Origin of the sequence: Streptomyces sp. MMG1533, assembly GCF_001279775.1 — a bacterium.
GTDB lineage: Bacteria > Actinomycetota > Actinomycetes > Streptomycetales > Streptomycetaceae > Streptomyces.
The window spans coordinates 62,709-86,689 of record NZ_LGDG01000237.1; the positions used below are offsets into that span (position 1 = coordinate 62,709).

Sequence of the window (23,981 nt, forward strand, 5' to 3'; positions counted from 1 at the left end):
GTGACTTTCACCGTGAAGGGACCCTGACATGCGCAGACGCAGTGTTCTGACCGCCGCCGGAGCCGCGGCACTGGCGATTCCCGTGCTCGGCGCGGCACCCGCCGTCGCCGCGGCGGCCGGGGAACGCCGCCGCCTGGAGATCCGCGGGGTGGACATCTCCTCGCTCCCGAAGAACGAGGACAAGGGTGCCGTCTACCGGTGTGCCGACGGTCGCCGCCAGGACCCCGTCCGCATCCTCGCCGACTCGGGCGTCACCCACGCCCGCCTCAAGGTGTGGGTCAACCCGGCCGACGGCTACAACAACAAGGCCCACGTCCTTCCGCTGGCCCGTCGCCTGAAGCGGGCCGGCATCGGCATCTGGGTCGACTTCCACTACTCCGACACCTGGGCGGACCCGGCGCACCAGAACAAGCCGGCCGCGTGGGCCGACCTGGACGTGGCGGGCCTGACCAGGGCGGTCTACGACCACACCGCCGACGTCCTCGGCGCGCTGCGGCGGCAGGGCACCCCGGCCGACCTGGTGCAGATCGGCAACGAGCTGAACGGCGGCATGCTCTGGCCCGACGGCAACTGGGAGCACTGGGACAACCTCGCCGCCTTCCTCAAGGCCGGTCTCAGCGCCGCCCGCGACACCACCCCGCGCATCCGCACGATCCTCCACCTGGCCAACGGCGGCGACAACGGGCTGTACCGGTGGTGGTTCGACAACGCGGTCGCCTACGGCATCGACTTCGACATCATCGGGCTCTCCTACTACCCCTTCTGGCACGGGCCGGTGGAGCAGGCCGCCGCCAACATGGCCGACATCACGGCCCGTTACGGCAAGCCGTGCGTGATCGCCGAGACGGCGTACCCGTTCACGCTGGAGAGCGAGGACGACGTCAACGACATCATGAACGACCCCTCGCAGCTCACCGAGGGCTTCCCCGCCACACCCGAGGGCCAGGCGGCCTGGCTGCGCGCGGTGGCCGACCTCGCCGCCGCCGTCCCCGGCGGGCAGGGCCTCGGCTACTGCTACTGGGAAGGCGTGTGGACGTACCGCGCCGGCAGCGGCTGGAACCCGCAGGACCCGTCGTCCGGCAACGCGTGGGAGAACCTCGCGCTGTTCGACTTCGAGGACAAGGCGCTGCCGGGCCTCAAGACGCTGGGGCGCTACCGGTCGTAGGACCGTGGGGCCTGTTCACCGGCGGCGACGGTCCGGTCGCCGCCGGACGGTGAGGTCCGGTCGCCGCCGGACGGTGACGGCCCGGTCGCCGCCGGACGGTGACGGCCCGGTCGCCGCCGGACGGTGTAGTTGGCTACACCACGGATACGGGTGGCCGTTCCCTCGTGACGGCGGGCGGGCGACGGGATCGTAAGGGGCAGAGATCCTCTACGAAAGGACCGGCCCAATGTCCGCGAACCGCACGCGCCGCCGCCGTATCACCAGCATCGCCACCACGGTGGCCGCCGTCGCCCTGACCGCGGGGCTCGCCACCGCCTGCGACCCCGACGACTTCGACAACTCGCTGGACTGCGTGTCCAACGCCGACACGATCTCCGACAGCCTCAAGGCGATCCACGACGCGGGCCGGGACGCGGCGGAGGACCCCTCGCGCACGGACGAGTCGATCGACACGATCGAGAAGAACCTCGACAAGATCAACGACGACACGGACGACAGCAAGGTCGACAAGGCGGCCGACGACCTGAACCAGGCGATCAAGGACTACAACAAGGCCATCCTGAACGGCGACACCGACCCGGACACCAGCAAGATCGACGCGGCGGCCGACCAGTTGAAGGACGTCTGCACGTCGTGACGTCGGTCCGGGCCGAAGCCCGGACCGACGCTCTCCGGTCACCCCCAGGTCGTCCCCGCGGGCTCCTTGATGGTGGTGTTGATGCGGTTGAACAAGTTGGTGAGGGCGATGGTGAGGATGAGCGCCGACAGTTCCTTCTCGTCGAAGTGGTCGGCGACCTCGTCCCAGAGCTCGTCCGGCACCGAATCGTGGGAGCGGTCGGCGAGGCGGGTGACCGACTCGGTCAACTGGAGCGCGGCCCGCTCGGCGTCGGAGAAGTAGGGGGCCTCGCGCCAGACGGCGACGGCCGCGATGCGCTCCTCGCTCGCCCCGCCCTTGCGCAGGTTGTGCACATGGCCGTGGACGCAGGCGCTGCAGCCGTTGATCTGGCTGGCGCGCAGCGCGACGATCTCCGCCACCTCCTGCGACAGCCCGCTCTCGCCGATCGCCTGGAACATGGTGCCGATACCCTTCATGGCGCCGGGAAGGACGTACGCCGGGTTCGTCATCCGAGCCTGCATGGTGCTGCCTCCTGTGTCGGTGTTCTCGATCGTTTCGGTCGTTCTCGGTCGCCTCGGGCGTTCTCGTGCGTTCTCGGGCGTTCTCGTTGTCGGTCTCACTGCACTGACGGAGCGGAGGCACAGGTTGTGACAGGTCGGCCGGAAGAATTTCCGAGCGTTTTCCAGGCCCATCTGCGGGAGTCCGCCGCCGGCATCCTGGAACGCTTCCCCCCGCCCTTGCGGCCCGAGATCTACGCCCTCTCCTTCCGCATCTGGCGGATTGACTACGACGACCGCCACCCGTATGTGGCCATCGGCTACAACACCGAGAGCCAGTACGAGCGGGAGAAGCAACCGGAGGACCCCGGCGAGGCCCGCTGGAACTACGCCTGCTGGCTCCTCGACGGCTTCGAGATGCTGGGCAACGTCCCCGAGGACCCGGCCGGCAGCCCCTTGCACGAGGACGAGGTCAAGCGGCTCGGCATCTGGTACGACGGCGAGCACGACCTCATGAAGGTGGGTGAGGACGACGAGATCGACGCCAAGTGCGACCTCCTGCGCCTCCACTTCTACGACGCCTGCATCGACCTCGCCCGTCACCTCCACGCGAGCGGCCGTATCGAGAAACTCTTCGGCCGCCGCCTTCCCGTCGTCGTCTTCGACATGGACTGCCCCGGCTGGGAGATCGAGGCCACCGAGGCGGCCAACCCTCCCGAGCTGATCGAAGACTTCCTGGCCTGGCAGCGGGCGGCCGAGGGGGCGTGATCGGCGGAAGGCGTGCAGCCTGCCCAAGGCAGGCAACACAGCCGTAACGTGTGGCCCGACAGTGTGTGGCGCGACCACATCGAACGCACGGTACGCACGAGAGTGAGGCAGCACCCATGCCCCCCTTCGATGTCCCCGAGGGCGACCCCTTCGGCACGCACAACCTCCCGTACGGCGTGTTCTCGCTCACCGGATCCGATGGTTCTGCCGGTTCCGCCGGTTCTTCTGGTTCCGCCGGCTCCCGCTCGGGCGGTGCTTCCGGTCCTTCCGGCCCTTCTGGTCCTTCCGGTTCCGTCGACCGGCGGGTCGGTGTCCGACTCGGTGACCACGTCCTGGACGCGGGCGCGGCGGCAGCGGCCCTCGGCTCGCCGTACGTCTCCCTCCTCGCGCGGCCCTCCCTGCACCCGCTGCTCGCCGCCGGCCGCACCGCCTGGTCGGACGTACGGCGCGCGCTGACGGCATGGGTGACGGTGCCGTCGCACCGCGAGGCCATCGAGCCGCTGTTCCACCCCCTGTCCTCGGTGACCCTGCACCTCCCCTTCGAGGTGGCGGACTACGTCGACTTCTACGCCTCCGAGAACCACGCCCGGAACGTCGGCCAGATCTTCCGCCCGGACGCCGCCGACTCCCTGACCCCCAACTGGAAGCATCTGCCGATCGGTTACCACGGCCGCTCCGGCACGGTCGTGGTGTCCGGCACGGACGTCGTGCGCCCGGCGGGCCAGCGAAAGGCTGTCTCCGACCCGGCGCCCGTCTTCGGGCCCTCCGTCCGCCTGGACATCGAGGCCGAGGTCGGCTTCGTGGTCGGTGCGCCCTCGCGGATGGGCGAGCCGGTCACACTCGGCGACTTCCGCGAGCACGTCTTCGGGCTGTGCCTGTTGAACGACTGGTCCGCCCGCGACCTCCAGGCCTGGGAGTACGTCCCCCTCGGCCCGTTCCTCGGCAAGTCCTTCGCCACCTCGGTGTCGGCGTGGATCACCCCGCTGGACGCCCTGGAGTCGGCACGGGTGACACCCCCGGAGCGCACGCACCCGCTGCTGCCGTACCTGGACGACACGGACGACGAACCCGGCGGCTACGACCTGCGCATCTCGGTCGCCGTCAACGGCCACGTCATCTCCGAACCTCCCTTCTCCAGCATGTACTGGACGGCCGCCCAGCAGCTGGCCCACATGACCGTCAACGGCGCCTCCCTGCGCACCGGCGACCTGTACGGCTCCGGCACGGTGAGCGGCCCCTCCGAGCACGAACGGGGTTCGCTGCTGGAGCTGACCTGGAACGGCCGTGACTCCCTCGAACTGCCCGACGGCAAGCGGACGTTCCTGGAGGACGGCGACGTGGTGACTCTGTCGGCCTGGGCCCCCGGCCCGGACGGCGTCCGGGTGGGACTGGGGGAGGTCACCGGCCGGGTGGTGCCGTCCGCATCCCACCCCGCACCCCACTGAACGACTTCCGACACCTGCCGCACACCGCCCGCCGCCGTCATACTGGCGACGGGCGGCGTGGCTTGCGGGCACGACACCGTTGCCACCCGCACCGCCCGTGCGGTGCTTGCCCTATGCGCACTGTGCGCTCTGTGCACCGTGCACCCATAGCAGCCGTTTCTTCCGACTCTGCCGACTCCTCCGAGTCTGCCGAGTCTTCCGAGTCGTCCGACCAGGATCCGGAGCCCGTGGCATGACTGTCTGCCTGCTGCTGCTGAGCGCCGTCGCCCTGGCGGCCGCCGTGCCGGTTCCGCGCGCGCTGACCCGGGCCGCGTGGCCCGAGCGGGACCCCGTGGTCGCACTGTGGGTGTGGCAGTGCCTGGTCGCCACCGTCCTGCTGTGCTGTCTGGCGGCCCTGGTGCTGGGCACGGCGGCGGTGTTCCACACGGTCCGCGACCATGTCTTCGCTCCGGCGCCGCCCGCCGTGACCGCTGCGTACGACCTCTCCGCCGCCCCGCCCTGGGCCGCCGCCCTCACCCTGCTGCTGGCCTGCGGGGCCGCCTGGACGACCGCGATGCTCGTCCGCGAGTTCGTCGAGGCCCGCCGACGCCGAGGCCAGGCCCACGCCCAGCTGCGCGAACGCGCCCCCGACCTGCCGGCAGGGCTACCCGCCGCTCGCGGCCCTCTCCTCGTGCTGGAGGACGAGTACCCCGAGGCCTGGTGGATGCCCGGCAGCCCGCCCCAGCTGATCGTCACGACCGGCGCCCTGCACCGCCTCACCGACCACCAACTGGACGCGGTCCTCACCCACGAACGCGGCCACGCCCGCGCCCGCCACGACTGGCTGCTCCACCTCTCCACCGCCCTCGCCACCGGCTTCCCCCGTATCCCGCTCTTCGCCCACTTCTGCGACCAGACCCACCGCCTGGTCGAACTCTCCGCCGATGACACGGCCTCCCGCCGCTGCGGCCACCTGACCACGGCCCTGGCCCTCATCGAACTGAACCAACACCGAGGCGTCCTCTCCTGCGCCTCCACCCACCGCCTCCTCGGCGAACGAGTGGGCCGCCTCCTGGAACCCCAGCCCCGCCTGGGCCCCCGCCACCGAGCCCTTACGACGACGGTGGCGACCCTGGTCCCGCTACTCCCGCTCCTGATCACCTTCGCGCCAGGCCTGACGGCACTGTCGTAACCCGGGCCACCCCAACTGCGATCAGCCGACCCCATCTGACCGAGAGCGCCGACACCATCTGACCGAGAGCGGCCGACTCCGTCTGACTACGGGCAGTCGTGCCGTGTGGCTGCGCGCAGTCGTTGCCGTATGACTGCGGGCAGCCGTGTCGTCTGACTGCGGGCAGTCGCTGCCGTCCAGCTGCGGGCAGTCGTGCCGCTGGGGCGGCACGGGTGGGCGCAGGCGGCACCCCGACGTCCGCAAGGCGGCGGTGCTGGCACTGACCCGGCACGCGAGCACCGAGGACGCCCGCGCGGCCCTGGCCACAGCAACGGCCGACTCCGATGCGGATGTCAGGGCATACGCGGCACGAGCCCTGTGGCGGTGCCGGAGCCCGCTTCTATATCCAGTCCTCCGGCTCCGGCTCCGCATCCATCTCCGGCCAGTCGTCCGCGCCCGGGTCCGCGTCACGTTCCGGGCCCGGCGCAGCGCCCCCGGGAGACCCGTCCAGGCCGGCGAGCACCCCGATCACGCCCTCCCCATAGGTCACCAGCTTCTTCTCGCCGACCCCGCTGACCCCACCCAGCTGTGCCACGGACGTGGGCCATACCGTCACGATCTCCCGGAGTGTCGCGTCATGGAAGATCACATACGCCGGAACTCCGTGTTCCCGAGCCTGCTCGGCCCGCCATGCCCGCAACGCCTCGAACGCCGGCACCAGCGCCTCGGGCAGCTCGGCGACCGCGGCCTTGGCCTTGCGTTCTCCCCGCCCGGAACCCGACGACCCCGCCGCCGACCGCGAGGTGGCCACCTTCTTCGGTTCCTTCCGCAGCGGCACCTCCCGCTCCCGCCGCAGCACCGACCCGCTCGCCTCGGTGAGCACCAGCGTGCCGTAGTCCCCCTCGACCGCGAGGAGCCCCTGCGCGAGCAACTGCCGCACGACGCCGCGCCATTCCCCCTCGGAGAGTTCCTCGCCGATGCCGAACACGGACAGCTGGTCGTGGTCGAACTGGATGACCTTGGCCGTGCGCTTCCCCATCAGGATGTCGACGATCTGCACCGCGCCGAACTTCTGCCCGCGCTCGCGCTGCAGCCGCACCACCGTCGACAGCACCTTCTGGGCCGCGACCGTGCCGTCCCAGGTCTCCGGCGGCGTGAGGCACGTGTCGCAGTTGCCGCAGCCCACCGGGTCGGGGTCCTGGCCGAAGTAGGCGAGGAGCTGCCCGCGCCGGCACTGGGCCGTCTCGCACAGCGCCAGCATCGATTCCAGGTGAGCCGCGGCCCGGCGCCGGAACGCCTCGTCACCCTCGCTCGACTGGATCATCTTGCGCTGTTGTATGACGTCGTTGAGCCCGTACGCCATCCATGCCGTGGACGGCAGTCCGTCGCGGCCGGCGCGGCCTGTCTCCTGGTAGTAGCCCTCGACCGACTTGGGCAGGTCGAGGTGGGCGACGAAGCGGACGTCCGGCTTGTCGATGCCCATGCCGAAGGCGATGGTCGCGACCACGATCAGGCCGTCCTCCCGCAGGAAGCGGGACTGGTGGGCGGCGCGCGTGCCCGCGTCCAGTCCCGCGTGGTACGGCACCGCCTCGATGCCGTTGCGGGACAGGAACTCGGCCGTCGCCTCCACCGACTTGCGCGAGAGGCAGTAGACGATGCCCGCGTCGCCCGCGTGCTCCTCGCGCAGGAAGCCCAGCAGCTGCTTCTTGGGGTCGGCCTTGGGCACGATCCGGTACTGGATGTTGGGCCGGTCGAAGCTCGCCACGAAGTGGCGGGCCGTCGGCATGTTCAGCCGCTGGGTGATCTCCTGGTGTGTCGCGTCCGTGGCCGTCGCCGTGAGCGCGATCCGCGGGATGTCCGGCCAGCGCTCGCCGAGCAGTGAGAGGGACAGATAGTCCGGGCGGAAGTCGTGGCCCCACTGGGACACGCAGTGCGCCTCGTCGATGGCGAAGACCGCGATCTTCCCCCGCGACAGGAGGTCCAGCGTCGAGTCCAGCCGCAGCCGCTCCGGCGCCAGATACAGCAGGTCCAGCTCACCGGCCAGGTACTCGGCCTCCACCACCCGCCGCTCGCCGAAGTCCTGCGTGGAGTTCATGAACCCCGCGCGCACGCCGAGCGCCCGCAGCGCGTCCACCTGGTCCTGCATCAGCGCGATGAGCGGCGAGACCACAATGCCCGTACCGGGTCTGACCAGGGACGGGATCTGATAGCACAGCGACTTGCCGCCACCGGTCGGCATGAGGACCACGGCGTCACCGCCGGCCACCACATGCTCGATGACCGCTTCCTGCTCACCGCGGAAGGCCTCGTACCCGAAGATGCGGTGCAGCGCGGCCAGCGCCTCGCTCTCGATCATCCCTGGCATCTCGCTGATACCGCCCGTCCCGCCCATTGCCGTGTCCCCCGTACGTCGTCCCTCGACCACTGCCCCCACGATAGGGGTCCGGACTGACACCGCCGGAGTTATCCACAGGCTGGTCCGGCAACGCTCCGTACTCCGCCCAATGGCCTCCGTCACATGCCGCGCCCACGACGACCGGACATGCCGACCGGGGGTCCCAACCCGCCGATGAAATGCCCACCCCCCGGAGCACACACGCCCGCCCCGGACCACACACACCCGCCCCGGACCACACACGCACGGGCCCCGGCTCCCACGAGGGAAACCGGGGCCCACCGAACAAGCACCGCAGGTCAGCGCACGAACACTCCCGCCTGGTTGGCCAGGTCGAGGAAGTACTGCGGCGCCACACCGAGCACCAGCGTGACCGCCACGCCGACCCCGATCGCGGTCGTCGTCAGCAGCGACGGCACGGCCACGGTCGGTCCCTCGGGCCGCGGCTCGCTGAAGAACATCAGCACGATGACGCGGATGTAGAAGAAGGCCGCGATCGCGGACGAGATCACACCGACCACGACCAGCGGGGCCGCGCCGCCCTCCGCCGCCGCCTTGAACACGGCGAACTTCCCGGCGAAACCGGAGGTCAGCGGAATGCCCGCGAAGGCCAGCAGGAACACCGCGAACACGGCCGCCACCAGCGGTGAACGACGGCCGAGACCGGCCCACTTGGACAGATGCGTCGCCTCGCCGCCCGCGTCCCGCACCAGGGTCACCACCGCGAACGCGCCGATCGTCACGAACGAGTACGCGGCCAGGTAGAAGAGGACCGACGACACCCCGTCCGGCGTGGCCGCGATGACACCCGCGAGGATGAATCCCGCGTGGGCGATTGACGAGTAGGCCAGCAGCCGCTTGATGTCGGTCTGGGTGATCGCGACGATCGCACCGCCGAGCATGGTGACGATGGCGACGCCCCACATGACCGGCCGCCAGTCCCAGCGCAGGCCTGGCAGGACGACGTACAGGACCCGGAGCAGCGCGCCGAAGGCGGCCACCTTCGTCGCCGCCGCCATGAAGCCGGTCACCGGCGTGGGCGCGCCCTGGTAGACGTCAGGTGTCCACATGTGGAACGGCACCGCGCCGACCTTGAACAGCAGACCCATGACGAGCATCGCGGCGCCGACGAGCAGCAGCGCGTCGTTGCCCATGGTGTCCGCGAGCGCCGGGTTGACGGTCTGGACCTGGCCGTCGACGACCTGCGCGATCGTCGCGTACGACATCGAGCCCGCGTAGCCGTACAGCAGCGCGATGCCGAACAGCGTGAACGCGGAGGCGAACGCGCCGAGCAGGAAGTACTTGACCGCGGCCTCCTGCGACATGAGCCGCTTGCGGCGGGCCAGCGCGCACAGCAGGTACAGCGGGAGGGAGAAGACTTCCAGGGCCACGAAGAGCGTCAGCAGGTCGTTGGCCGACGGGAAGATCAGCATGCCGGAGACGGCGAACAGCAGGAGCGGGAACACCTCGGTGGTGGTGAACCCGGCCTTCACCGCGGCCTTCTCGCTGTCGCTGCCCGGCACGGAGGCGGCCTGCGCGGCGAAGGAGTCGACGCGGTTGCCGTGCGCCTCCGGGTCGAGCCGCCGCTCGGCGAAGGTGAACAGACCGACCAGGGCCACCAGCAGGATCGTGCCCTGCAGGAAGAGGGCCGGCCCGTCGACCGCGATCGCACCCATCGCCGCGATGCGCGCCTTGGTCGTGGCGTATCCGTCGGCGGCGAGCGCGACGACCGCGGCGAAGGCGGCGACGAGCGCGACGACGGACACGAACATCTGGACGTAGTAACGGGACTTTCGCGGGACGAACGCCTCGACCAGCACCCCGATGATCGCCGCGCCGACGACGATCAAGGTGGGCGACAATTGTCCGTATTCGAACTGCGGCGCGTCGATCTTCGCGATCGGTTCGGCCGCGGTTGTCCACAGGCTGTGGACGGCTACTGCGCTCACTTGGCCGCCTCCACCTCGGGCTGGGGGTCCTTCTTCTGTACGTCGGACATCGTCTGCTTGACCGCGGGGTCGATGATGTCCGTGACGGGCTTCGGGTAGACGCCCAGGAAGATCAGCAGTACGACCAGCGGGGCGACGACCACGAGTTCCCGCACCCTCAGGTCGGGCATCGTCGCGACCTCGGGCTTCACCGGCCCCGTCATCGTCCTCTGGTAGAGGACGAGGACGTACAGCGCGGCGAGCACGATGCCGAAGGTGGCGATGATCCCGATCACCGGGTAGCGCGCGAACGTGCCGACCAGGACCAGGAATTCGCTCACGAACGGCGCGAGCCCGGGCAGCGACAGGGTCGCCAGGCCGCCGATCAGGAAGGTGCCGGCAAGGACCGGAGCGACCTTCTGCACCCCGCCGTAGTCGGCGATGAGCCGAGAGCCGCGTCGCGAGATCAGGAAGCCGGCCACCAGCATCAACGCGGCGGTCGAGATGCCGTGGTTGACCATGTAGAGCGTCGCGCCGGACTGCCCCTGGCTGGTCATCGCGAAGATGCCCAGGATGATGAACCCGAAGTGCGAGATCGACGCGTACGCCACCAGCCGCTTGATGTCCCGCTGGCCGACCGCGAGCAGCGCCCCGTAGACGATGCTGATCAGCGCCAGTACGAGGATGACGGGCGTCGCCCACTTCGACGCCTCCGGGAACAGCTGGAGGCAGAAGCGGAGCATCGCGAACGTGCCCACCTTGTCGACGACCGCGGTGATGAGGACGGCGACCGGGGCGGTGGCCTCCCCCATCGCGTTGGGCAGCCAGGTATGCAGCGGCCACAGGGGCGCCTTCACCGCGAAGGCGAAGAAGAAGCCCAGGAACAGCCAGCGTTCGGTGTTGGTCGCCATGTCGAGCGAGCCGTTGGCCCGTGCCTCGGCGATCTCCTGGAGGCTGAAGTTCCCGGCGACCACATAGAGGCCGATCACCGCGGCCAGCATGATCAGGCCGCCGACCAGGTTGTAGAGGAGGAACTTCACCGCCGCGTACGACCGTTGCGTCGACGCCGCCTCCTCGCCGTGCTCGTGGGCACGGTCCCCGAAGCCGCCGATGAGGAAGTACATCGGGATCAGCATGGCTTCGAAGAAGATGTAGAAGAGGAAGACGTCGGTGGCCTCGAAGGAGATGATCACCATCGCCTCGACGGCCAGGATCAGGGCGAAGAAGCCCTGAGTGGGCCGCCACCGCTTGTTTCCGGTCTCCAGCGGGTCGGCGTCGTGCCAGCCCGCCAGGATGATGAACGGGATCAGCAGCGCGGTCAGCGCAAGAAGCGCCACCCCGATGCCGTCCACGCCCAGCTCGTACCTGACCCCGAAGTCCTTGATCCAGGAGTGGGATTCGGTGAGCTGGTAGCGGTCACCGTCGGGGTCGAAGCGGACCAGGACGACGATTGCGAGGGCGAGTGTGGCCAGCGAGACGAGCAGCGCCAGCCACTTGGCGGCGGTGCGCCGCGCCGCCGGTACGGCGGCCGTGGCGACCGCCCCGAGGGCCGGGAGCGCCGCCGTCGCTGTCAGCAGGGGAAAGGACATCGGTATCAGACCGCCCTCATCAGCAGGGTCGCGGCGACAAGGACCGCCGCGCCGCCGAACATCGAGACCGCGTACGACCGCGCGAAGCCGTTCTGCAGCTTGCGCATCCGCCCGGAGAGGCCGCCCATCGAGGCCGCCGTGCCGTTGACGACGCCGTCGACCAGGGTGTGGTCGACGTACACCAGGGAGCGCGTGAGGTGCTCTCCGCCGCGGACGAGGACCACGTGGTTGAAGTCGTCCTGGAGCAGGTCGCGCCGGGCGGCCCGGGTGAGCAGCGACCCGCGCGGGGCGACGACCGGGACCGGACGGCGCCCGTACTGGAGGTAGGCCGCGGCCACACCGATCACCAGGACCACCATGGTGGCGAGGGTGACCGTCAGGGCGCTGACCGGGGCGTGCCCGTGGTCGTGCCCGGTGACGGGCTCCAGCCAGTGCAGGAAGCGGTCGCCGACGCTGAACAGGCCGCCCGCGAAGACCGATCCGAAGGCCAGCACGATCATCGGGATCGTCATGGACTTGGGCGACTCGTGCGGGTGCGGCTCGGCGTGCTCGCCGTGGTGTGCGGCGGCGGGCTCCACACCCGGCTCGGCCGGAGACGCCGTCTTGGTGTGACGCCAGCGTTCCTCTCCGAAGAACGTCAGCAGCATCACGCGCGTCATGTAGTACGCCGTGATGGCCGCGCCCAGCAGGGCGCAACCGCCGAGGATCCAGCCCTCGGTGCCGCCCTTGGCGAAGGCCGCCTCGATGATCTTGTCCTTGGAGAAGAAGCCGGACAGACCGGGGAAGCCGATGATGGCGAGGTAGCCGAGGCCGAAGGTGATGAAGGTGACCGGCATGTACTTCCTGAGGCCGCCGTACTTGCGCATGTCGACCTCGTCGTTCATGCCGTGCATGACCGAGCCGGCACCGAGGAACAGCCCGGCCTTGAAGAAGCCGTGCGTCACCAGGTGCATGATCGCGAAGACGTAGCCGATGGGGCCGAGGCCCGCGGCGAGGACCATGTAGCCGATCTGCGACATGGTCGAGCCGGCCAGCGCCTTCTTGATGTCGTCCTTCGCGCAACCGACGATCGCACCGAACAGGAGCGTGACCGCACCGACGATGGTGACGACCAGTTGCGCATCGGGCGCCGCGTTGAAGATGGCGCCGGAACGGACGATCAGGTACACGCCCGCGGTCACCATCGTCGCGGCGTGGATGAGGGCCGAGACCGGGGTCGGGCCCTCCATCGCGTCCCCGAGCCAGGACTGCAGCGGCACCTGGGCGGACTTGCCGCAGGCGGCGAGCAGCAGCATCAGGGCGATGCCGGTGAGCGTGGCCTCGCTCGCGCCGCCGACGAGCCCCGGCTCCTCGAGGGTGCCGAGCACCGGGCCGAAGGCGAAGGTCCCGAAGGTCGTGAACATCAGCATGATGGCGATCGACAGGCCCATGTCGCCGACGCGGTTGACCAGGAAGGCCTTCTTCGCGGCGGTGGCGGCGCTGGGCTTGTGCTGCCAGAAGCCGATCAGCAGGTAGGAGGCGAGACCGACGCCCTCCCAGCCGACGTACAGCAGCAGGTAGTTGTCGGCGAGGACGAGCAGCAGCATCGCCGCGAGGAACAGGTTCAGATAGCCGAAGAAACGGCGACGCCGCTCGTCGTGCTCCATGTACCCGACGGAGTACAGGTGGATCAGCGAGCCGACGCCGGTGATGAGCAGCACGAACGTCATCGACAGCTGGTCGAGACGGAAGGCGACGTCGGCCTGGAAGCCCTCGACCGGCACCCAGCTGAACAGGTGCTGGGTGAGCGTCCGGTGCTCGGCGTCCTTGCCGAGCAGGTCGGCGAAGAGCACGACGCCGACCACGAAGGAGACGGCGGCGAGGGCCGTGCCGATCCAGTGGCCGACGGCGTCGAGACGCCGGCCGCCGCACAGCAGTACGGCCGCTCCGAGCAGAGGCGCCGCCACCAGCAGCGCAATCAGGTTCTCAGCGTTAGTCACGGTTCAGCGACCCCTTACAGCTTCATCAGGCTGGCGTCGTCGACCGAGGCCGAGTGGCGGGAACGGAACAGCGACACGATGATCGCGAGCCCGACCACGACCTCCGCGGCGGCGACGACCATCGTGAAGAAGGCGATGATCTGGCCGTCGAGATTGCCGTGCATCCGGGAGAAGGCGACGAACGCGAGGTTGCAGGCGTTGAGCATCAGCTCGATGCACATGAAGACGACGATCGCGTTGCGCCTGATCAGGACGCCGGTGGCGCCGATCGTGAACAACAGGGCGGCGAGATAGAGGTAGTTGACGGGGTTCACTTCGACGCCTCCTCGGCCCGCTTGAGGTTCGCCTGCTCGATCCCGGTCCGCTCCAGGCGCTCCTCGGCGCGCTGCTCCAGGGCCCGCAGGTCGTTGAGCGCGTCCTGGGACACGTCACGGATCTGACCGCGCTCCCGCAGCGTCTTGCTGACGGTGAGGTCGGACGGGGTGCCGTCCGGCAGCAGGCCCGCGATGTCCACGGCGTTGTGCCGGGCGTACACGCCGGGCGCGGGCAGCGGCGGTAGGTGCTTGCCCTCGCGGACGCGCTCCTCGGACAACTCGCGCTGCGTCTTGGCCCGCTCGGTGCGCTCGCGGTGGGTGAGCACCATCGCGCCTACGGCGGCCGTGATCAGGAGGGCGCCGGTGATCTCGAAGGCGAAGACGTACTTCGTGAAGATGAGGGCCGCGAGGCCCTCCACGTTGCCGTTCGCGTTGGCCTGCGCGAGGCCGCTGAACTCGTTGAGGGAGGCGTTGCCGATGCCCGCGAACAGCAGGACGCCGAAGCCGAGTCCGCACGTCAGGGCCAGCCAGCGCTGGCCCTTGATGGTCTCCTTCAGGGAGTCCGCCGCGGTGACGCCGACGAGCATCACCACGAACAGGAACAGCATCATGATCGCGCCGGTGTAGACGACGATCTGGACGACGCCCAGGAAGTAGGCGCCGTTGGCGAGGTAGAACACCGCCAGGATGATCATGGTGCCGGCGAGACAGAGCGCGCTGTGCACGGCCCTCTTCATGAAGACGGTGCACAGGGCGCCGATCACGGCGACGGTGCCGAGGACCCAGAACTGGAAGGCCTCTCCGGTGGAGGTGGAGTAGGCGGCGAGCTGCGCGCTCATGCCTGAACCTCCTCTTCTTCGGGCTTCTCGCCCTTGGAGACGGCGACCTGTTGCACCGTGCCCGGCGCAGCCTCCGTCACCAGACCGCGGTAGTAGTCCTGCTCGTCCGTCCCCGGGAAGATGGAATGCGGGCTGTCGACCATGCCCTCTTCGAGCCCGGCGAGCAGCTGCTCCTTGGTGTAGATCAGGTTGGCGCGGCTGGAGTCGGCCAGCTCGAACTCGTTGGTCATGGTCAACGCGCGCGTGGGGCACGCCTCGATGCACAGGCCGCACAGGATGCAGCGGGCGTAGTTGATCTGGTAGACGCGGCCGTACCGCTCGCCCGGCGAGTAGCGCTCCTCGTCCGTGTTGTCGGCGCCCTCCACATAGATGGCGTCGGCAGGGCAGGCCCAGGCGCACAGTTCGCAGCCGACGCACTTCTCCAGGCCGTCCGGATGGCGGTTGAGCTGGTGCCGTCCGTGGAAGCGGGGAGCGGTGGTCTTCTGCTGCTCCGGGTACTGCTCGGTCAGCCGCTTCTTGAACATGGCCTTGAAGGTCACGCCGAAGCCGGCCACCGGGTTCTGGAAACCGGGCTTGGTCTCCTTGGGCTCCTCAGCCATCGGACGCCTCCTTTCCATCCAGAGATCCGTCACTCTGAGTATCGGGCCCACCACTGACAATCAGCTCCCGCTCGCGGCGCGGGCTGCGCCGCGGCACCGGCGGAAGCTCCTGTCCCGGCAGCGGTGGCACGGGGAACCCGCCCGCCATCGGGTCGAAGCCGGCCGGCTCCTCGACGGGCCGCTCGGCCGCCTTCGTCTTCTCGCGGAAGATGTCGAAGACGAAGGAGAGCAGCAGCAGGACGAGGACGCCGCCGCCGATGTAGAGGGCGATGTCGGCGAAGTCGTAGTTCTCGTTCCGGAGGGTCCGCACGGTGGCCACGAGCATCAGCCAGACCAGGGAGACCGGGATGAGGACCTTCCACCCGAGCTTCATCAGCTGGTCGTAGCGGACACGCGGGAGCGTGCCGCGCAGCCAGATGAAGAAGAACAGCAGCAGCTGCACCTTGATCACGAACCAGAGCAGCGGCCACCAGCCGTGGTTCGCGCCCTCCCAGAAGGTGCTGACCGGCCACGGGGCCCGCCAGCCGCCCAGGAAGAGCGTCACGGACACGGCCGAGACCGTCACCATGTTCACGTACTCGGCGAGCATGAACATCGCGAACTTGATCGACGAGTACTCGGTGTTGAAGCCGCCCACCAGGTCGCCCTCGGACTCCGGCATGTCGAAGGGTGCGCGGTTGGTCTCGCCCACCATCGTCACGATGTAGATCACGAAGGAGACCGGCAGCAGGACGATGTACCAGCGGTCGTGCTGCTGCTCGACGATCGTCGACGTCGACATCGACCCCGAGTAGAGGAACACCGAGGCGAACGCGGCACCCATGGCGATCTCGTACGAGATCATCTGCGCGCAGGAGCGCAGGCCGCCGAGGAGCGGATAGGTGGATCCGGAGCTCCAGCCCGCGAGGACGATGCCGTAGATGCCGACCGAGGCGACCGCGAGGATGTAGAGCATCGCGATCGGCAGGTCGGTGAGCTGCATCGCGGTGCGGTGCCCGAAGATCGAGATCTCGTTGCCGGCCGGGCCGAAGGGGATCACCGCGATCGCCATGAAGGCCGGGATGGCCGCGACGACAGGCGCGAGGACGTACACCACCTTGTCCGCGCGTTTGACGATGAGGTCTTCCTTCAGCATCAGCTTGATGCCGTCGGCGAGCGACTGGAGCATGCCCCAGGGGCCGTGCCGGTTGGGGCCGATGCGCAGCTGCATCCAGGCGACGACCTTGCGCTCCCAGACGATGGAGAACAGCACGGTCACCATCAGGAAGGCGAAGCAGAACACCGCCTTGATGACGACCAGCCACCAGGGGTCGGTGCCGAACATCGAGAGGTCTTCAGCGGCGAGGGACGGGCTCATGCCTCCACCTCCTTGGGGGCTTCGGCGGCGAGTGTCGCCGGGCCGATGCGGACGAGTGCGCCGGGCAGCGCCCCGGTGTCGGAGGCGACGCCGCCGCCCAAGGAGTTCAGCGGGAGCCAGACCACCCGGTCGGGCATCTCGGTGATCTTGAGAGGGAGTTCAACCGTTCCGGTGGTTGCGGTCACAGCGAGCAGGTCGCCGTCCTTCACACCGGCTTCGGCGGCCGTGGCGGGCGACACGCGCGCGTGGGCCGCGTGCCGCGTCCCGGCGAGCGCCTCGTCGCCCTCCTGGAGGACGCCCTGGTCGAGGAGCAGCCGGTGCCCGGCCAGTACGGCCTCCCCGGCGGCCGGCCGCGGCAACTGGGCCGCCGTCTCCAGGGGTTCGGTGGCCCGCGGCCCGTCCCAGGCACCGAGCCGGTCCAGCTCCGCACGCGCGGTGCGCAGATCCGGCAGACCCAGGTGGACGTCCATGGCGTCGGCCACCATCTGCAGCACGCGCGCGTCGGTGGGCGCGAGGTGCCGGGTCATCTGGTCGGGCTTGAGCGCGGTCTCGAAGAAGCGCACCCGGCCCTCCCAGTTGAGGAAGGTGCCGGCCTTCTCGGCGACCGCGGCCACCGGCAGGACGACGTCCGCGAGTTCGGTGACCTCGCTGGGCCGCAGTTCCAGCGACACCAGGAAGCCGACCTCTCGCAGCGCTTCACGCGCGCGTGCCGGGTCGGGCAGATCGGCGACCTCGACGCCCGCGACCAGCAGTGCCTGGAGCTCACCGCCTGTGGCGGCCTCGATGATCTGGCCGGTGTCGCGCCCGTAGCGGTGCGGGAGTTCGGCCAGGCCCCAGACCGCGGCGACCTCGTCCCGCGCGCGCGGGTCGGTGGCCGGACGCCCGCCCGGCAGCAGAGTGGGCAGAGCGCCCGCTTCGAGGGCACCGCGCTCCCCGGACCGGCGCGGGATCCACACCAGTTGGGCGCCGGTCGCGGACGCGGCCCGTACGGCGGCGGTCAGCCCACCCGCCACGGCGGCCAGCCGTTCACCCACGACGATCACCGCGCCCTCGGTGCGCAGTGCCTCCGAGGCCTTCGCACCGTCGTCCTCCAGGCCGACTCCGCTCGCGAGCGCGTCCAGCCACTCGGTCTCGGTGCCGGGAGCGGCGGGCAGCAGCGTGCCGCCCGCCTTCTCCAGGCCGCGCGTGGCGTGTGTGGCGAGGGAGAACACCTTCTGCCCGTGCTTGCGCCAGGCCTTGCGCAGCCGAAGGAAGACGCCGGGCGCCTCCTCCTCGGCCTCGAACCCGACCATCAGAACGGCGGGCGCCTTCTCCAGAGCGGTGTACGTGACGCCCGTACCGTCGAGGTCCCGTCCGTGTCCGGCGACCCGGGCGGCCAGGAAGTCGGCCTCCTCGCCGCTGTGCACGCGCGCGCGGAAGTCGATGTCATTGGTGTCGAGCGCCACGCGCGCGAACTTGCTGTACGCGTAGGCGTCCTCGATGGTCAGCCGGCCTCCGGTCAGGACACCGGTCCGGCCCCGCGAGGCGAGCAGCCCCTGAGCGGCGATCTGCAACGCCTCCGGCCAGGAGGCCGGCACCAGGTCGCCCTCGGCGTTGCGCACCAGCGGGTTCTGGAGCCGGTCACGCTGCTGGGCGTACCGGAACGCGAACCGCCCCTTGTCGCAGATCCACTCCTCGTTGACCTCGGGGTCGTTGGCCGCGAGCCGCCGCATGACCTTGCCGCGCCGGTGGTCGGTGCGCGTCGCGCAGCCGCCGGAGCAGTGCTCGCACACGGAGGGCGAGGAGACCAGGTCGAAGGGGCGGGAGCGGAATCGGTACGCCGCCGAGGTCAGCGCGCCGACCGGGCAGATCTGGATGGTGTTGCCGGAGAAGTACGACTCGAAGGGGTCGCCCTCACCGGTGCCGACCTGCTGGAGCGCGCCCCGCTCGATCAGCTCGATCATCGGGTCGCCCGCGACCTGGTTGGAGAACCGGGTGCAGCGGGCGCACAGCACGCACCGCTCACGGTCGAGCAGCACCTGCGTGGAGATGGGGACCGGCTTCTCGTAGGTCCGCTTCCTTCCCTCGAAGCGGGACTCGGCCTGGCCGTGGGACATGGCCTGGTTCTGCAGGGGGCACTCGCCGCCCTTGTCGCAGACCGGGCAGTCCAGCGGGTGGTTGATGAGGAGCAGTTCCATCACACCGTGCTGGGCCTTTTCGGCGACCGGCGAGGTGAGGTGGGTCTTCACCACCATCCCGTCCGTGCAGGTGATGGTGCAGGACGCCATGGGCTTGCGCTGACCCTCGACCTCGACGATGCACTGGCGGCAGGCACCGGCCGGGTCGAGAAGGGGATGGTCGCAGAAGCGGGGGATCTCGATGCCGAGTTGCTCGGCGGCCCGGATGACCAGGGTGCCCTTGGGCACGCTGATCTCCACGCCGTCGATCGTCAGCGACACGAGATCTTCCGGCGGGACCGCGGCCTCTCCCCCTCCCGAGGGAGCGTTGGTGGTCACAGTCATGCGTTCACCTCCGTGCGGTCGGCCCAGGCCGTCGACTTGGCCGGGTCGAAGGGGCAGCCGCGGCCCGTGATGTGCTGCTCGTACTCCTCGCGGAAGTACTTGAGCGAGGAGAAGATCGGCGAGGCAGCACCGTCGCCGAGGGCGCAGAAGGACTTGCCGTTGATGTTGTCGGCGATGTCGTTCAGCTTGTCGAGGTCGGACATGACGCCCTTGCCGGCCTCGATGTCGCGCAGCAACTGCACGAGCCAGTAGGTCCCTTCGCGGCACGGCGTGCACTTGCCGCAGGACTCGTGGGCGTAGAACTCGGTCCAGCGGGTCACGGCACGCACGACGCAGGTCGTCTCGTCGAAGCACTGCAGAGCTTTGGTGCCGAGCATGGAACCCGCGGCACCCACTCCTTCGTAATCAAGAGGGACATCGAGGTGCTCGTCGGTGAACATCGGCGTCGAGGAGCCGCCGGGCGTCCAGAACTTGAGGCGATGTCCGGACCTCATCCCGCCGCTCATCTCCAGGAGTTGGCGGAGAGTGATGCCGAGCGGGGCCTCGTACTGGCCGGGGCTGGCGACATGGCCGCTGAGCGAGTAGAGCGTGAAGCCCGGGGACTTCTCGCTGCCCATCGACCTGAACCATTCCTTGCCCTTTTGCAGGATGGCGGGAACCGACGCGATCGACTCGACGTTATTCACAACAGTCGGGCACGCATAGAGGCCCGCGACAGCAGGGAAAGGGGGACGGAGCCGCGGTTGACCCCGGCGGCCTTCGAGCGAGTCGAGCAGTGCGGTCTCCTCACCGCAGATGTACGCACCGGCGCCCGCGTGCACGGTGAGCTGGAGGTCGAGTCCGCTGCCCAGGACGTTCTCGCCCAGGTAGCCCGCCGCGTAGGCCTCACGCACGGCCTCGTGCAACCGCCGCAATACAGGGACGACTTCACCACGCAGATAGATGAAGGCATGCGAAGACCTGATGGCATAACACGCGATGACAATGCCCTCGATGAGGCTATGCGGGTTCGCGAAGAGGAGCGGAATGTCCTTGCAGGTTCCGGGCTCCGACTCGTCGGCGTTGACAACTAGATAGTGCGGCTTTCCATCCCCCTGGGGAATGAACTGCCATTTCATTCCCGTGGGGAATCCCGCACCGCCGCGGCCGCGCAGACCGGAGTCCTTGACGTACGCGATCAGGTCGTCCGGCGACATGGCCAGCGCCTTGCGGAGCCCCTCGTACCCTTCGTGCCTTCGGTAGACGTCCAGCGTCCAGGACCTGTCCTCGTCCCAGAAGGCCGACAGCACGGGTGCGAGCAGCTTCTCGGGGCTGGTGTCTTTGATCTCGGGTGCCAAGGTCATCACTCCCCCTCCTCGGCGGTGGGCCCTGCCGGGTGGGCGGGGTCGGAGGCCGACGTGTCCTGCGGCGCGTCGTGCGAACTCAAGTGCTCCGTCGGTGGCGGCTGGTGCACCGCCTTGTCCTGCGGCTCGTGGTGCGGTCCGCCGTCGCGCGGATGGACCACGCGCGCGGGTGCGGCCTCTCCCCTTGCCAGGCGAAGGCCCACCAGCGAAGCGGGTCCCGCTCCGCCGCTTGCCTCGACGGCCCCGGGCCGCTCGTCGGGGAAGCCGGCCAGGATCCGGGAGGTCTCCTTGAACGTGCACAGCGGCGCCCCGCGTGTGGGCTCGACCGGTCGTCCCGCGCGCAGGTCGTCGACGAGGCGCGTGGCGCTCGCCGGGGTCTGGTTGTCGAAGAACTCCCAGTTGACCATCACGACCGGCGCGAAGTCGCAGGCCGCGTTGCACTCGATGTGCTCGAGGGTGACCTTGCCGTCTTCGGTGGTCCCGCCGTTGCCGACGCCCAGGTGCTCCTGGAGGGACTCGAAGATCGCGTCGCCGCCCATCACCGCGCACAGCGTGTTGGTGCAGACGCCGACCTGGTAGTCACCGCTCGGCCGGCGCCGGTACATGGTGTAGAAGGTGGCGACCGCGGTGACCTCGGCCGTGGTCAGGTCCAGCACGTCCGCGCAGAACTTCATCCCGGTGCGCGTGACATGGCCCTCTTCCGACTGCACGAGATGCAGCAACGGCAGCAGGGCCGAGCGGGAGTCCGGGTAGCGGGCGATGATCTCGCGCGCGTCCGTCTCCAGCCGGGTGCGGACGTCGTCCGGGTAGGCGGGCGCGGGCAGTTCGGGCATGCCCAGGCTGACGCCCTGCTCCGAAGATGAGGTGGTCACCGGTCGACGCCTCCCATCACGGGGTCGATGGACGCGACGGCGACGATGACGTCGGCGACCTGGCCGCCCTCGCACATCGCCGCCATGGCCTGCAGGTTGGTGAAGGACGGGTCCCGGAAGTGGACCCGGTAGGGGCGGGTGCCTCCGTCGGAGACGGCGTGCACCCCGAGCTCGCCCTTGGGCGACTCGACGGCCGCGTACGCCTGTCCCGGCGGGACGCGGAAGCCCTCGGTGACCAGCTTGAAGTGGTGGATCAGGGCCTCCATGGAGGTGCCCATGATCTTCTTGATGTGGTCGAGGGAGTTGCCGAGCCCGTCCGGGCCCAGGGCGAGCTGGGCGGGCCAGGCGATCTTCTTGTCGGCGACCATGACCGGACCGGGCTGCAGCCGGTCCAGGCACTGCTCGACGATCCTGAGGGACTGGCGCATCTCCTCCAGCCGGACCAGGAAGCGACCGTAGGAGTCGCAGGAGTCGGCGGTGGGGATGTCGAAGTCGAACGTCTCGTAGCCGCAGTACGGCTGCGCCTTGCGCAGGTCGTGCGGCAGGCCGGCGGAGCGCAGGATCGGGCCGGTGGCGCCGAGGGCCATGCAGCCGGACAGATCGAGATAGCCGACGTCCTGCATGCGGGCCTTGAAGATGGGGTTCCCGGTGGCGAGCTTGTCGTACTCCGGGAGGTTCTTCTTCATCTTCTTCACGAACTCGCGGATGTGATCCACCGCGCCGGGCGGCAGGTCCTGAGCGAGTCCGCCGGGGCGGATGTACGCGTGGTTCATCCGCAGGCCCGTGATGAGCTCGTAGATGTCGAGAATCATTTCACGATCACGGAATCCGTAGATCATGATCGTGGTGGCGCCGAGTTCCATGCCGCCGGTGGCGATGCACACCAGGTGCGAGGACAGCCGGTTCAGCTCCATCAGGAGCACCCGGATGAGGGTGGCGCGGTCGGGGACCTGGTCCTCGATGCCGAGGAGCTTCTCGACGGCGAGACAGTAGGCGGTCTCGTTGAAGAAGGACGTCAGGTAGTCCATGCGCGTCACGAACGTGGTGCCCTGCGTCCACGTGCGGAACTCGGTGTTCTTCTCGATGCCGGTGTGCAGGTAGCCGATGCCGCAGCGGGCCTCGGTGACCGTCTCGCCGTCGATCTCCAGGATGAGGCGGAGCACGCCGTGAGTGGAGGGGTGCTGGGGGCCCATGTTGACGACGATGCGCTCGTCGTCGGCGCGGGCCGCGGACTGGACGACCTCGTCCCAGTCGCCACCGGTGACCGTGTAGACGGTGCCCTCGGTGGTCTCCCGAGGGGAGGCATGCGAAGTGCTCACGAGTACGACCTCCGCTGGTCCGGAGCCGGGATCTGGGCGCCCTTGTACTCGACGGGGATGCCGCCGAGGGGGTAGTCCTTGCGCTGCGGGTGGCCCTGCCAGTCGTCCGGCATCATGATCCGCGTCAGAGCCGGGTGACCGTCGAAGACGATGCCGAAGAAGTCGTAGGTCTCGCGCTCGTGCCAGTCGTTGGTCGGATACACGGAGACCAGCGACGGGATGTGCCGGTCGGTGTCCGGAGCGCTGACCTCCAGGCGGATCAGCCGGTTGTGGGTGATCGAGCGCAGGTGGTAGACGGCGTGCAGCTCGCGGCCCTTGTCGTGCGGGTAGTGGACTCCGCTCACGCCGGTGCACAGCTCGAAGCGCAGGGCCGGGTCGTCGCGCAGGGTGCGGGCGACGCGCAGCAGGTGTTCGCGTTCGATGTGGAAGGTGAGCTCGTCGCGGTCGACGACCGTCTTCTCGATCGCGTTCTCGGGCAGGAGACCCTGCTCCTCCAGCGCGCCCTCGAGTTCGTCGGCGACCTCGTCGAACCAGCCGCCGTAGGGGCGGCTCGCGGCTCCCGGAAGCCGGATCGAGCGGACCAGGCCGCCGTAGCCGGAGGTGTCGCCGCCGTTGTTGGCGCCGAACATGCCGCGCTGGACGCGGATCTCCTCGCCGCCTTCGCCGCGCTGGCCGGGGAGGTTGGAGGCGCCGAGGTCCTTTTCGGGGTTCACCCCGTTCGACGCCCCGTTGGTGCCGTTCGCGTCGCTCACCGCAGCAGCCCCTTCATCTCGATCGTCGGCAGGGCCTTGAGCGCCGCTTCCTCCGCCTCACGGGCCGCCTCCTCGGCGTTCACGCCGAGCTTGGAGGTCTGGATCTTCTGGTGGAGCTTGAGGATGGCGTCCATCAGCATCTCGGGCCGTGGCGGGCAGCCGGGCAGATAGATGTCGACCGGGACGATGTGGTCGACGCCCTGGACGATGGCGTAGTTGTTGAACATGCCGCCCGAGGAGGCGCAGACCCCCATGGAGATCACCCACTTCGGGTTCGGCATCTGGTCGTAGACCTGCCGCAGCACCGGTGCCATCTTCTGGCTGACCCGGCCGGCGACGATCATCAGGTCCGCCTGTCGCGGCGAACCGCGGAAGACCTCCATGCCGAAGCGCGCCAGGTCGTAGCGCCCGGCGCCGGTGGTCATCATCTCGATGGCGCAGCAGGCGAGGCCGAAGGTGGCGGGGAAGACGGACGACTTGCGCACCCAGCCCGCGGCCTGCTCGACGGTGGTCAGCAGGAAACCGCTCGGCAGCTTTTCTTCGAGTCCCATGT

20 protein-coding genes are annotated in these 23,981 nt (G+C 69.3%); 5 read left to right on the forward strand and 15 right to left on the reverse strand.

Going from position 1 to position 23,981, the window contains the following annotated elements; genetic code table 11:
- Positions 1 to 28: 28 nt before the first annotated feature.
- Positions 29 to 1,165: a glycoside hydrolase family 53 protein gene (locus ADK57_RS30605; RefSeq protein WP_053752860.1), complete on the forward strand. Its 1,137-nt coding sequence runs from the start codon at positions 29 to 31 to the stop codon at positions 1,163 to 1,165.
- A 226-nt stretch (positions 1,166 to 1,391) separates the two neighbouring features.
- Positions 1,392 to 1,802: a hypothetical protein gene (locus ADK57_RS30610; protein WP_053752861.1), complete on the forward strand. Its 411-nt coding sequence runs from the start codon at positions 1,392 to 1,394 to the stop codon at positions 1,800 to 1,802.
- A gap of 38 nt (positions 1,803 to 1,840) precedes the next feature.
- Here the strand turns inward: ADK57_RS30610 and ADK57_RS30615 are convergent, their stop codons facing one another.
- Positions 1,841 to 2,302, reverse strand: a complete 462-nt coding sequence (locus ADK57_RS30615; RefSeq protein WP_053752862.1) for a carboxymuconolactone decarboxylase family protein — start codon at positions 2,300 to 2,302, stop codon at positions 1,841 to 1,843.
- A gap of 126 nt (positions 2,303 to 2,428) precedes the next feature.
- Between ADK57_RS30615 and ADK57_RS30620 the strand changes: the two genes are divergently transcribed.
- The 3 genes from ADK57_RS30620 (at position 2,429) to ADK57_RS30630 (ending at position 5,662) form a co-directional block, all read left to right on the forward strand.
- Positions 2,429 to 3,046, forward strand: coding sequence for a hypothetical protein (locus ADK57_RS30620; RefSeq protein WP_199830723.1), 618 nt, complete (start codon positions 2,429 to 2,431; stop codon positions 3,044 to 3,046).
- Between the two features lie 116 nt (positions 3,047 to 3,162).
- Entirely contained in the window at positions 3,163 to 4,491 is a 1,329-nt protein-coding gene (gene fahA / locus ADK57_RS30625; protein WP_053752863.1) for a fumarylacetoacetase, read from the forward strand.
- 232 nt (positions 4,492 to 4,723) lie between these two features.
- Positions 4,724 to 5,662, forward strand: coding sequence for a M56 family metallopeptidase (locus ADK57_RS30630; protein ID WP_053752864.1), 939 nt, complete (start codon positions 4,724 to 4,726; stop codon positions 5,660 to 5,662).
- A gap of 379 nt (positions 5,663 to 6,041) precedes the next feature.
- Here ADK57_RS30630 and recQ read toward each other — a convergent pair whose 3' ends face one another.
- From recQ to ADK57_RS30700, 14 genes are all read right to left on the reverse strand, one after another.
- A complete protein-coding gene (gene recQ, locus ADK57_RS30635; protein WP_053752865.1) occupies positions 6,042 to 8,033 on the reverse strand; it encodes a DNA helicase RecQ in 1,992 nt (663 codons plus the stop codon).
- Positions 8,034 to 8,335: 302 nt separating this feature from the next.
- Positions 8,336 to 9,985: an NADH-quinone oxidoreductase subunit NuoN gene (nuoN, locus tag ADK57_RS30640; protein WP_053752866.1), complete on the reverse strand. Its 1,650-nt coding sequence runs from the start codon at positions 9,983 to 9,985 to the stop codon at positions 8,336 to 8,338.
- Positions 9,982 to 11,553, reverse strand: coding sequence for an NADH-quinone oxidoreductase subunit M (locus ADK57_RS30645; RefSeq protein ID WP_053752867.1), 1,572 nt, complete (start codon positions 11,551 to 11,553; stop codon positions 9,982 to 9,984). Before ADK57_RS30645 ends, nuoN begins: the two co-directional genes overlap by 4 nt.
- Positions 11,554 to 11,558: 5 nt before the next feature.
- A complete protein-coding gene (nuoL, locus tag ADK57_RS30650) occupies positions 11,559 to 13,532 on the reverse strand; it encodes an NADH-quinone oxidoreductase subunit L (RefSeq protein ID WP_053752868.1) in 1,974 nt (657 codons plus the stop codon).
- Positions 13,533 to 13,546: 14 nt separating this feature from the next.
- Positions 13,547 to 13,846 (reverse strand): NADH-quinone oxidoreductase subunit NuoK, encoded by a 300-nt coding sequence (nuoK, locus tag ADK57_RS30655; protein ID WP_003974374.1) that lies wholly within the window; start codon positions 13,844 to 13,846, stop codon positions 13,547 to 13,549.
- Positions 13,843 to 14,685, reverse strand: a complete 843-nt coding sequence (locus ADK57_RS30660; protein ID WP_053752869.1) for an NADH-quinone oxidoreductase subunit J — start codon at positions 14,683 to 14,685, stop codon at positions 13,843 to 13,845. The genes nuoK and ADK57_RS30660 overlap by 4 nt, the downstream gene beginning before the upstream one ends.
- Positions 14,682 to 15,284, reverse strand: a complete 603-nt coding sequence (nuoI, locus tag ADK57_RS30665; protein WP_053752870.1) for an NADH-quinone oxidoreductase subunit NuoI — start codon at positions 15,282 to 15,284, stop codon at positions 14,682 to 14,684. The genes ADK57_RS30660 and nuoI overlap by 4 nt, the downstream gene beginning before the upstream one ends.
- Complete coding sequence (gene nuoH / locus ADK57_RS30670) at positions 15,277 to 16,641, reverse strand: NADH-quinone oxidoreductase subunit NuoH (RefSeq protein ID WP_053752871.1); 1,365 nt, start codon at positions 16,639 to 16,641, stop codon at positions 15,277 to 15,279. The genes nuoI and nuoH overlap by 8 nt, the downstream gene beginning before the upstream one ends.
- On the reverse strand, positions 16,638 to 19,142 hold the full coding sequence (locus ADK57_RS30675; protein ID WP_053752872.1) for an NADH-quinone oxidoreductase subunit G: 2,505 nt from the start codon (positions 19,140 to 19,142) through the stop codon (positions 16,638 to 16,640). Before ADK57_RS30675 ends, nuoH begins: the two co-directional genes overlap by 4 nt.
- A complete protein-coding gene (gene nuoF / locus ADK57_RS30680) occupies positions 19,139 to 20,488 on the reverse strand; it encodes an NADH-quinone oxidoreductase subunit NuoF (protein ID WP_199830724.1) in 1,350 nt (449 codons plus the stop codon). The genes ADK57_RS30675 and nuoF overlap by 4 nt, the downstream gene beginning before the upstream one ends.
- A complete protein-coding gene (gene nuoE / locus ADK57_RS30685) occupies positions 20,485 to 21,357 on the reverse strand; it encodes an NADH-quinone oxidoreductase subunit NuoE (protein ID WP_053752874.1) in 873 nt (290 codons plus the stop codon). The genes nuoF and nuoE overlap by 4 nt, the downstream gene beginning before the upstream one ends.
- Positions 21,354 to 22,676: an NADH-quinone oxidoreductase subunit D gene (locus tag ADK57_RS30690; RefSeq protein ID WP_053752875.1), complete on the reverse strand. Its 1,323-nt coding sequence runs from the start codon at positions 22,674 to 22,676 to the stop codon at positions 21,354 to 21,356. The genes nuoE and ADK57_RS30690 overlap by 4 nt, the downstream gene beginning before the upstream one ends.
- Positions 22,673 to 23,428 (reverse strand): NADH-quinone oxidoreductase subunit C, encoded by a 756-nt coding sequence (locus ADK57_RS30695; RefSeq protein WP_053752876.1) that lies wholly within the window; start codon positions 23,426 to 23,428, stop codon positions 22,673 to 22,675. The genes ADK57_RS30690 and ADK57_RS30695 overlap by 4 nt, the downstream gene beginning before the upstream one ends.
- The gene (locus tag ADK57_RS30700; protein WP_010041554.1) at positions 23,425 to 23,979 is read right to left on the reverse strand and encodes a NuoB/complex I 20 kDa subunit family protein; all 555 of its coding nucleotides are present in this window, start codon (positions 23,977 to 23,979) and stop codon (positions 23,425 to 23,427) included. The genes ADK57_RS30695 and ADK57_RS30700 overlap by 4 nt, the downstream gene beginning before the upstream one ends.
- Positions 23,980 to 23,981: the final 2 nt, after the last annotated feature.

Coding starts and splice junctions, on each gene's coding strand:
- ADK57_RS30605 (WP_053752860.1), top strand. CDS start 29: ATGCGCAGACGCAGTGTTCTGACCGCCGCCGGAGCCGCGGCACTGGCG.
- ADK57_RS30610 (WP_053752861.1), top strand. CDS start 1,392: ATGTCCGCGAACCGCACGCGCCGCCGCCGTATCACCAGCATCGCCACC.
- ADK57_RS30615 (WP_053752862.1), bottom strand. CDS start 2,302: ATGCAGGCTCGGATGACGAACCCGGCGTACGTCCTTCCCGGCGCCATG.
- fahA (WP_053752863.1), top strand. CDS start 3,163: ATGCCCCCCTTCGATGTCCCCGAGGGCGACCCCTTCGGCACGCACAAC.
- ADK57_RS30630 (WP_053752864.1), top strand. CDS start 4,724: ATGACTGTCTGCCTGCTGCTGCTGAGCGCCGTCGCCCTGGCGGCCGCC.
- recQ (WP_053752865.1), bottom strand. CDS start 8,033: ATGGGCGGGACGGGCGGTATCAGCGAGATGCCAGGGATGATCGAGAGC.
- ADK57_RS30645 (WP_053752867.1), bottom strand. CDS start 11,553: ATGTCCTTTCCCCTGCTGACAGCGACGGCGGCGCTCCCGGCCCTCGGG.
- ADK57_RS30660 (WP_053752869.1), bottom strand. CDS start 14,685: ATGAGCGCGCAGCTCGCCGCCTACTCCACCTCCACCGGAGAGGCCTTC.
- nuoI (WP_053752870.1), bottom strand. CDS start 15,284: ATGGCTGAGGAGCCCAAGGAGACCAAGCCCGGTTTCCAGAACCCGGTG.
- nuoH (WP_053752871.1), bottom strand. CDS start 16,641: ATGAGCCCGTCCCTCGCCGCTGAAGACCTCTCGATGTTCGGCACCGAC.
- ADK57_RS30675 (WP_053752872.1), bottom strand. CDS start 19,142: ATGACTGTGACCACCAACGCTCCCTCGGGAGGGGGAGAGGCCGCGGTC.
- ADK57_RS30700 (WP_010041554.1), bottom strand. CDS start 23,979: ATGGGACTCGAAGAAAAGCTGCCGAGCGGTTTCCTGCTGACCACCGTC.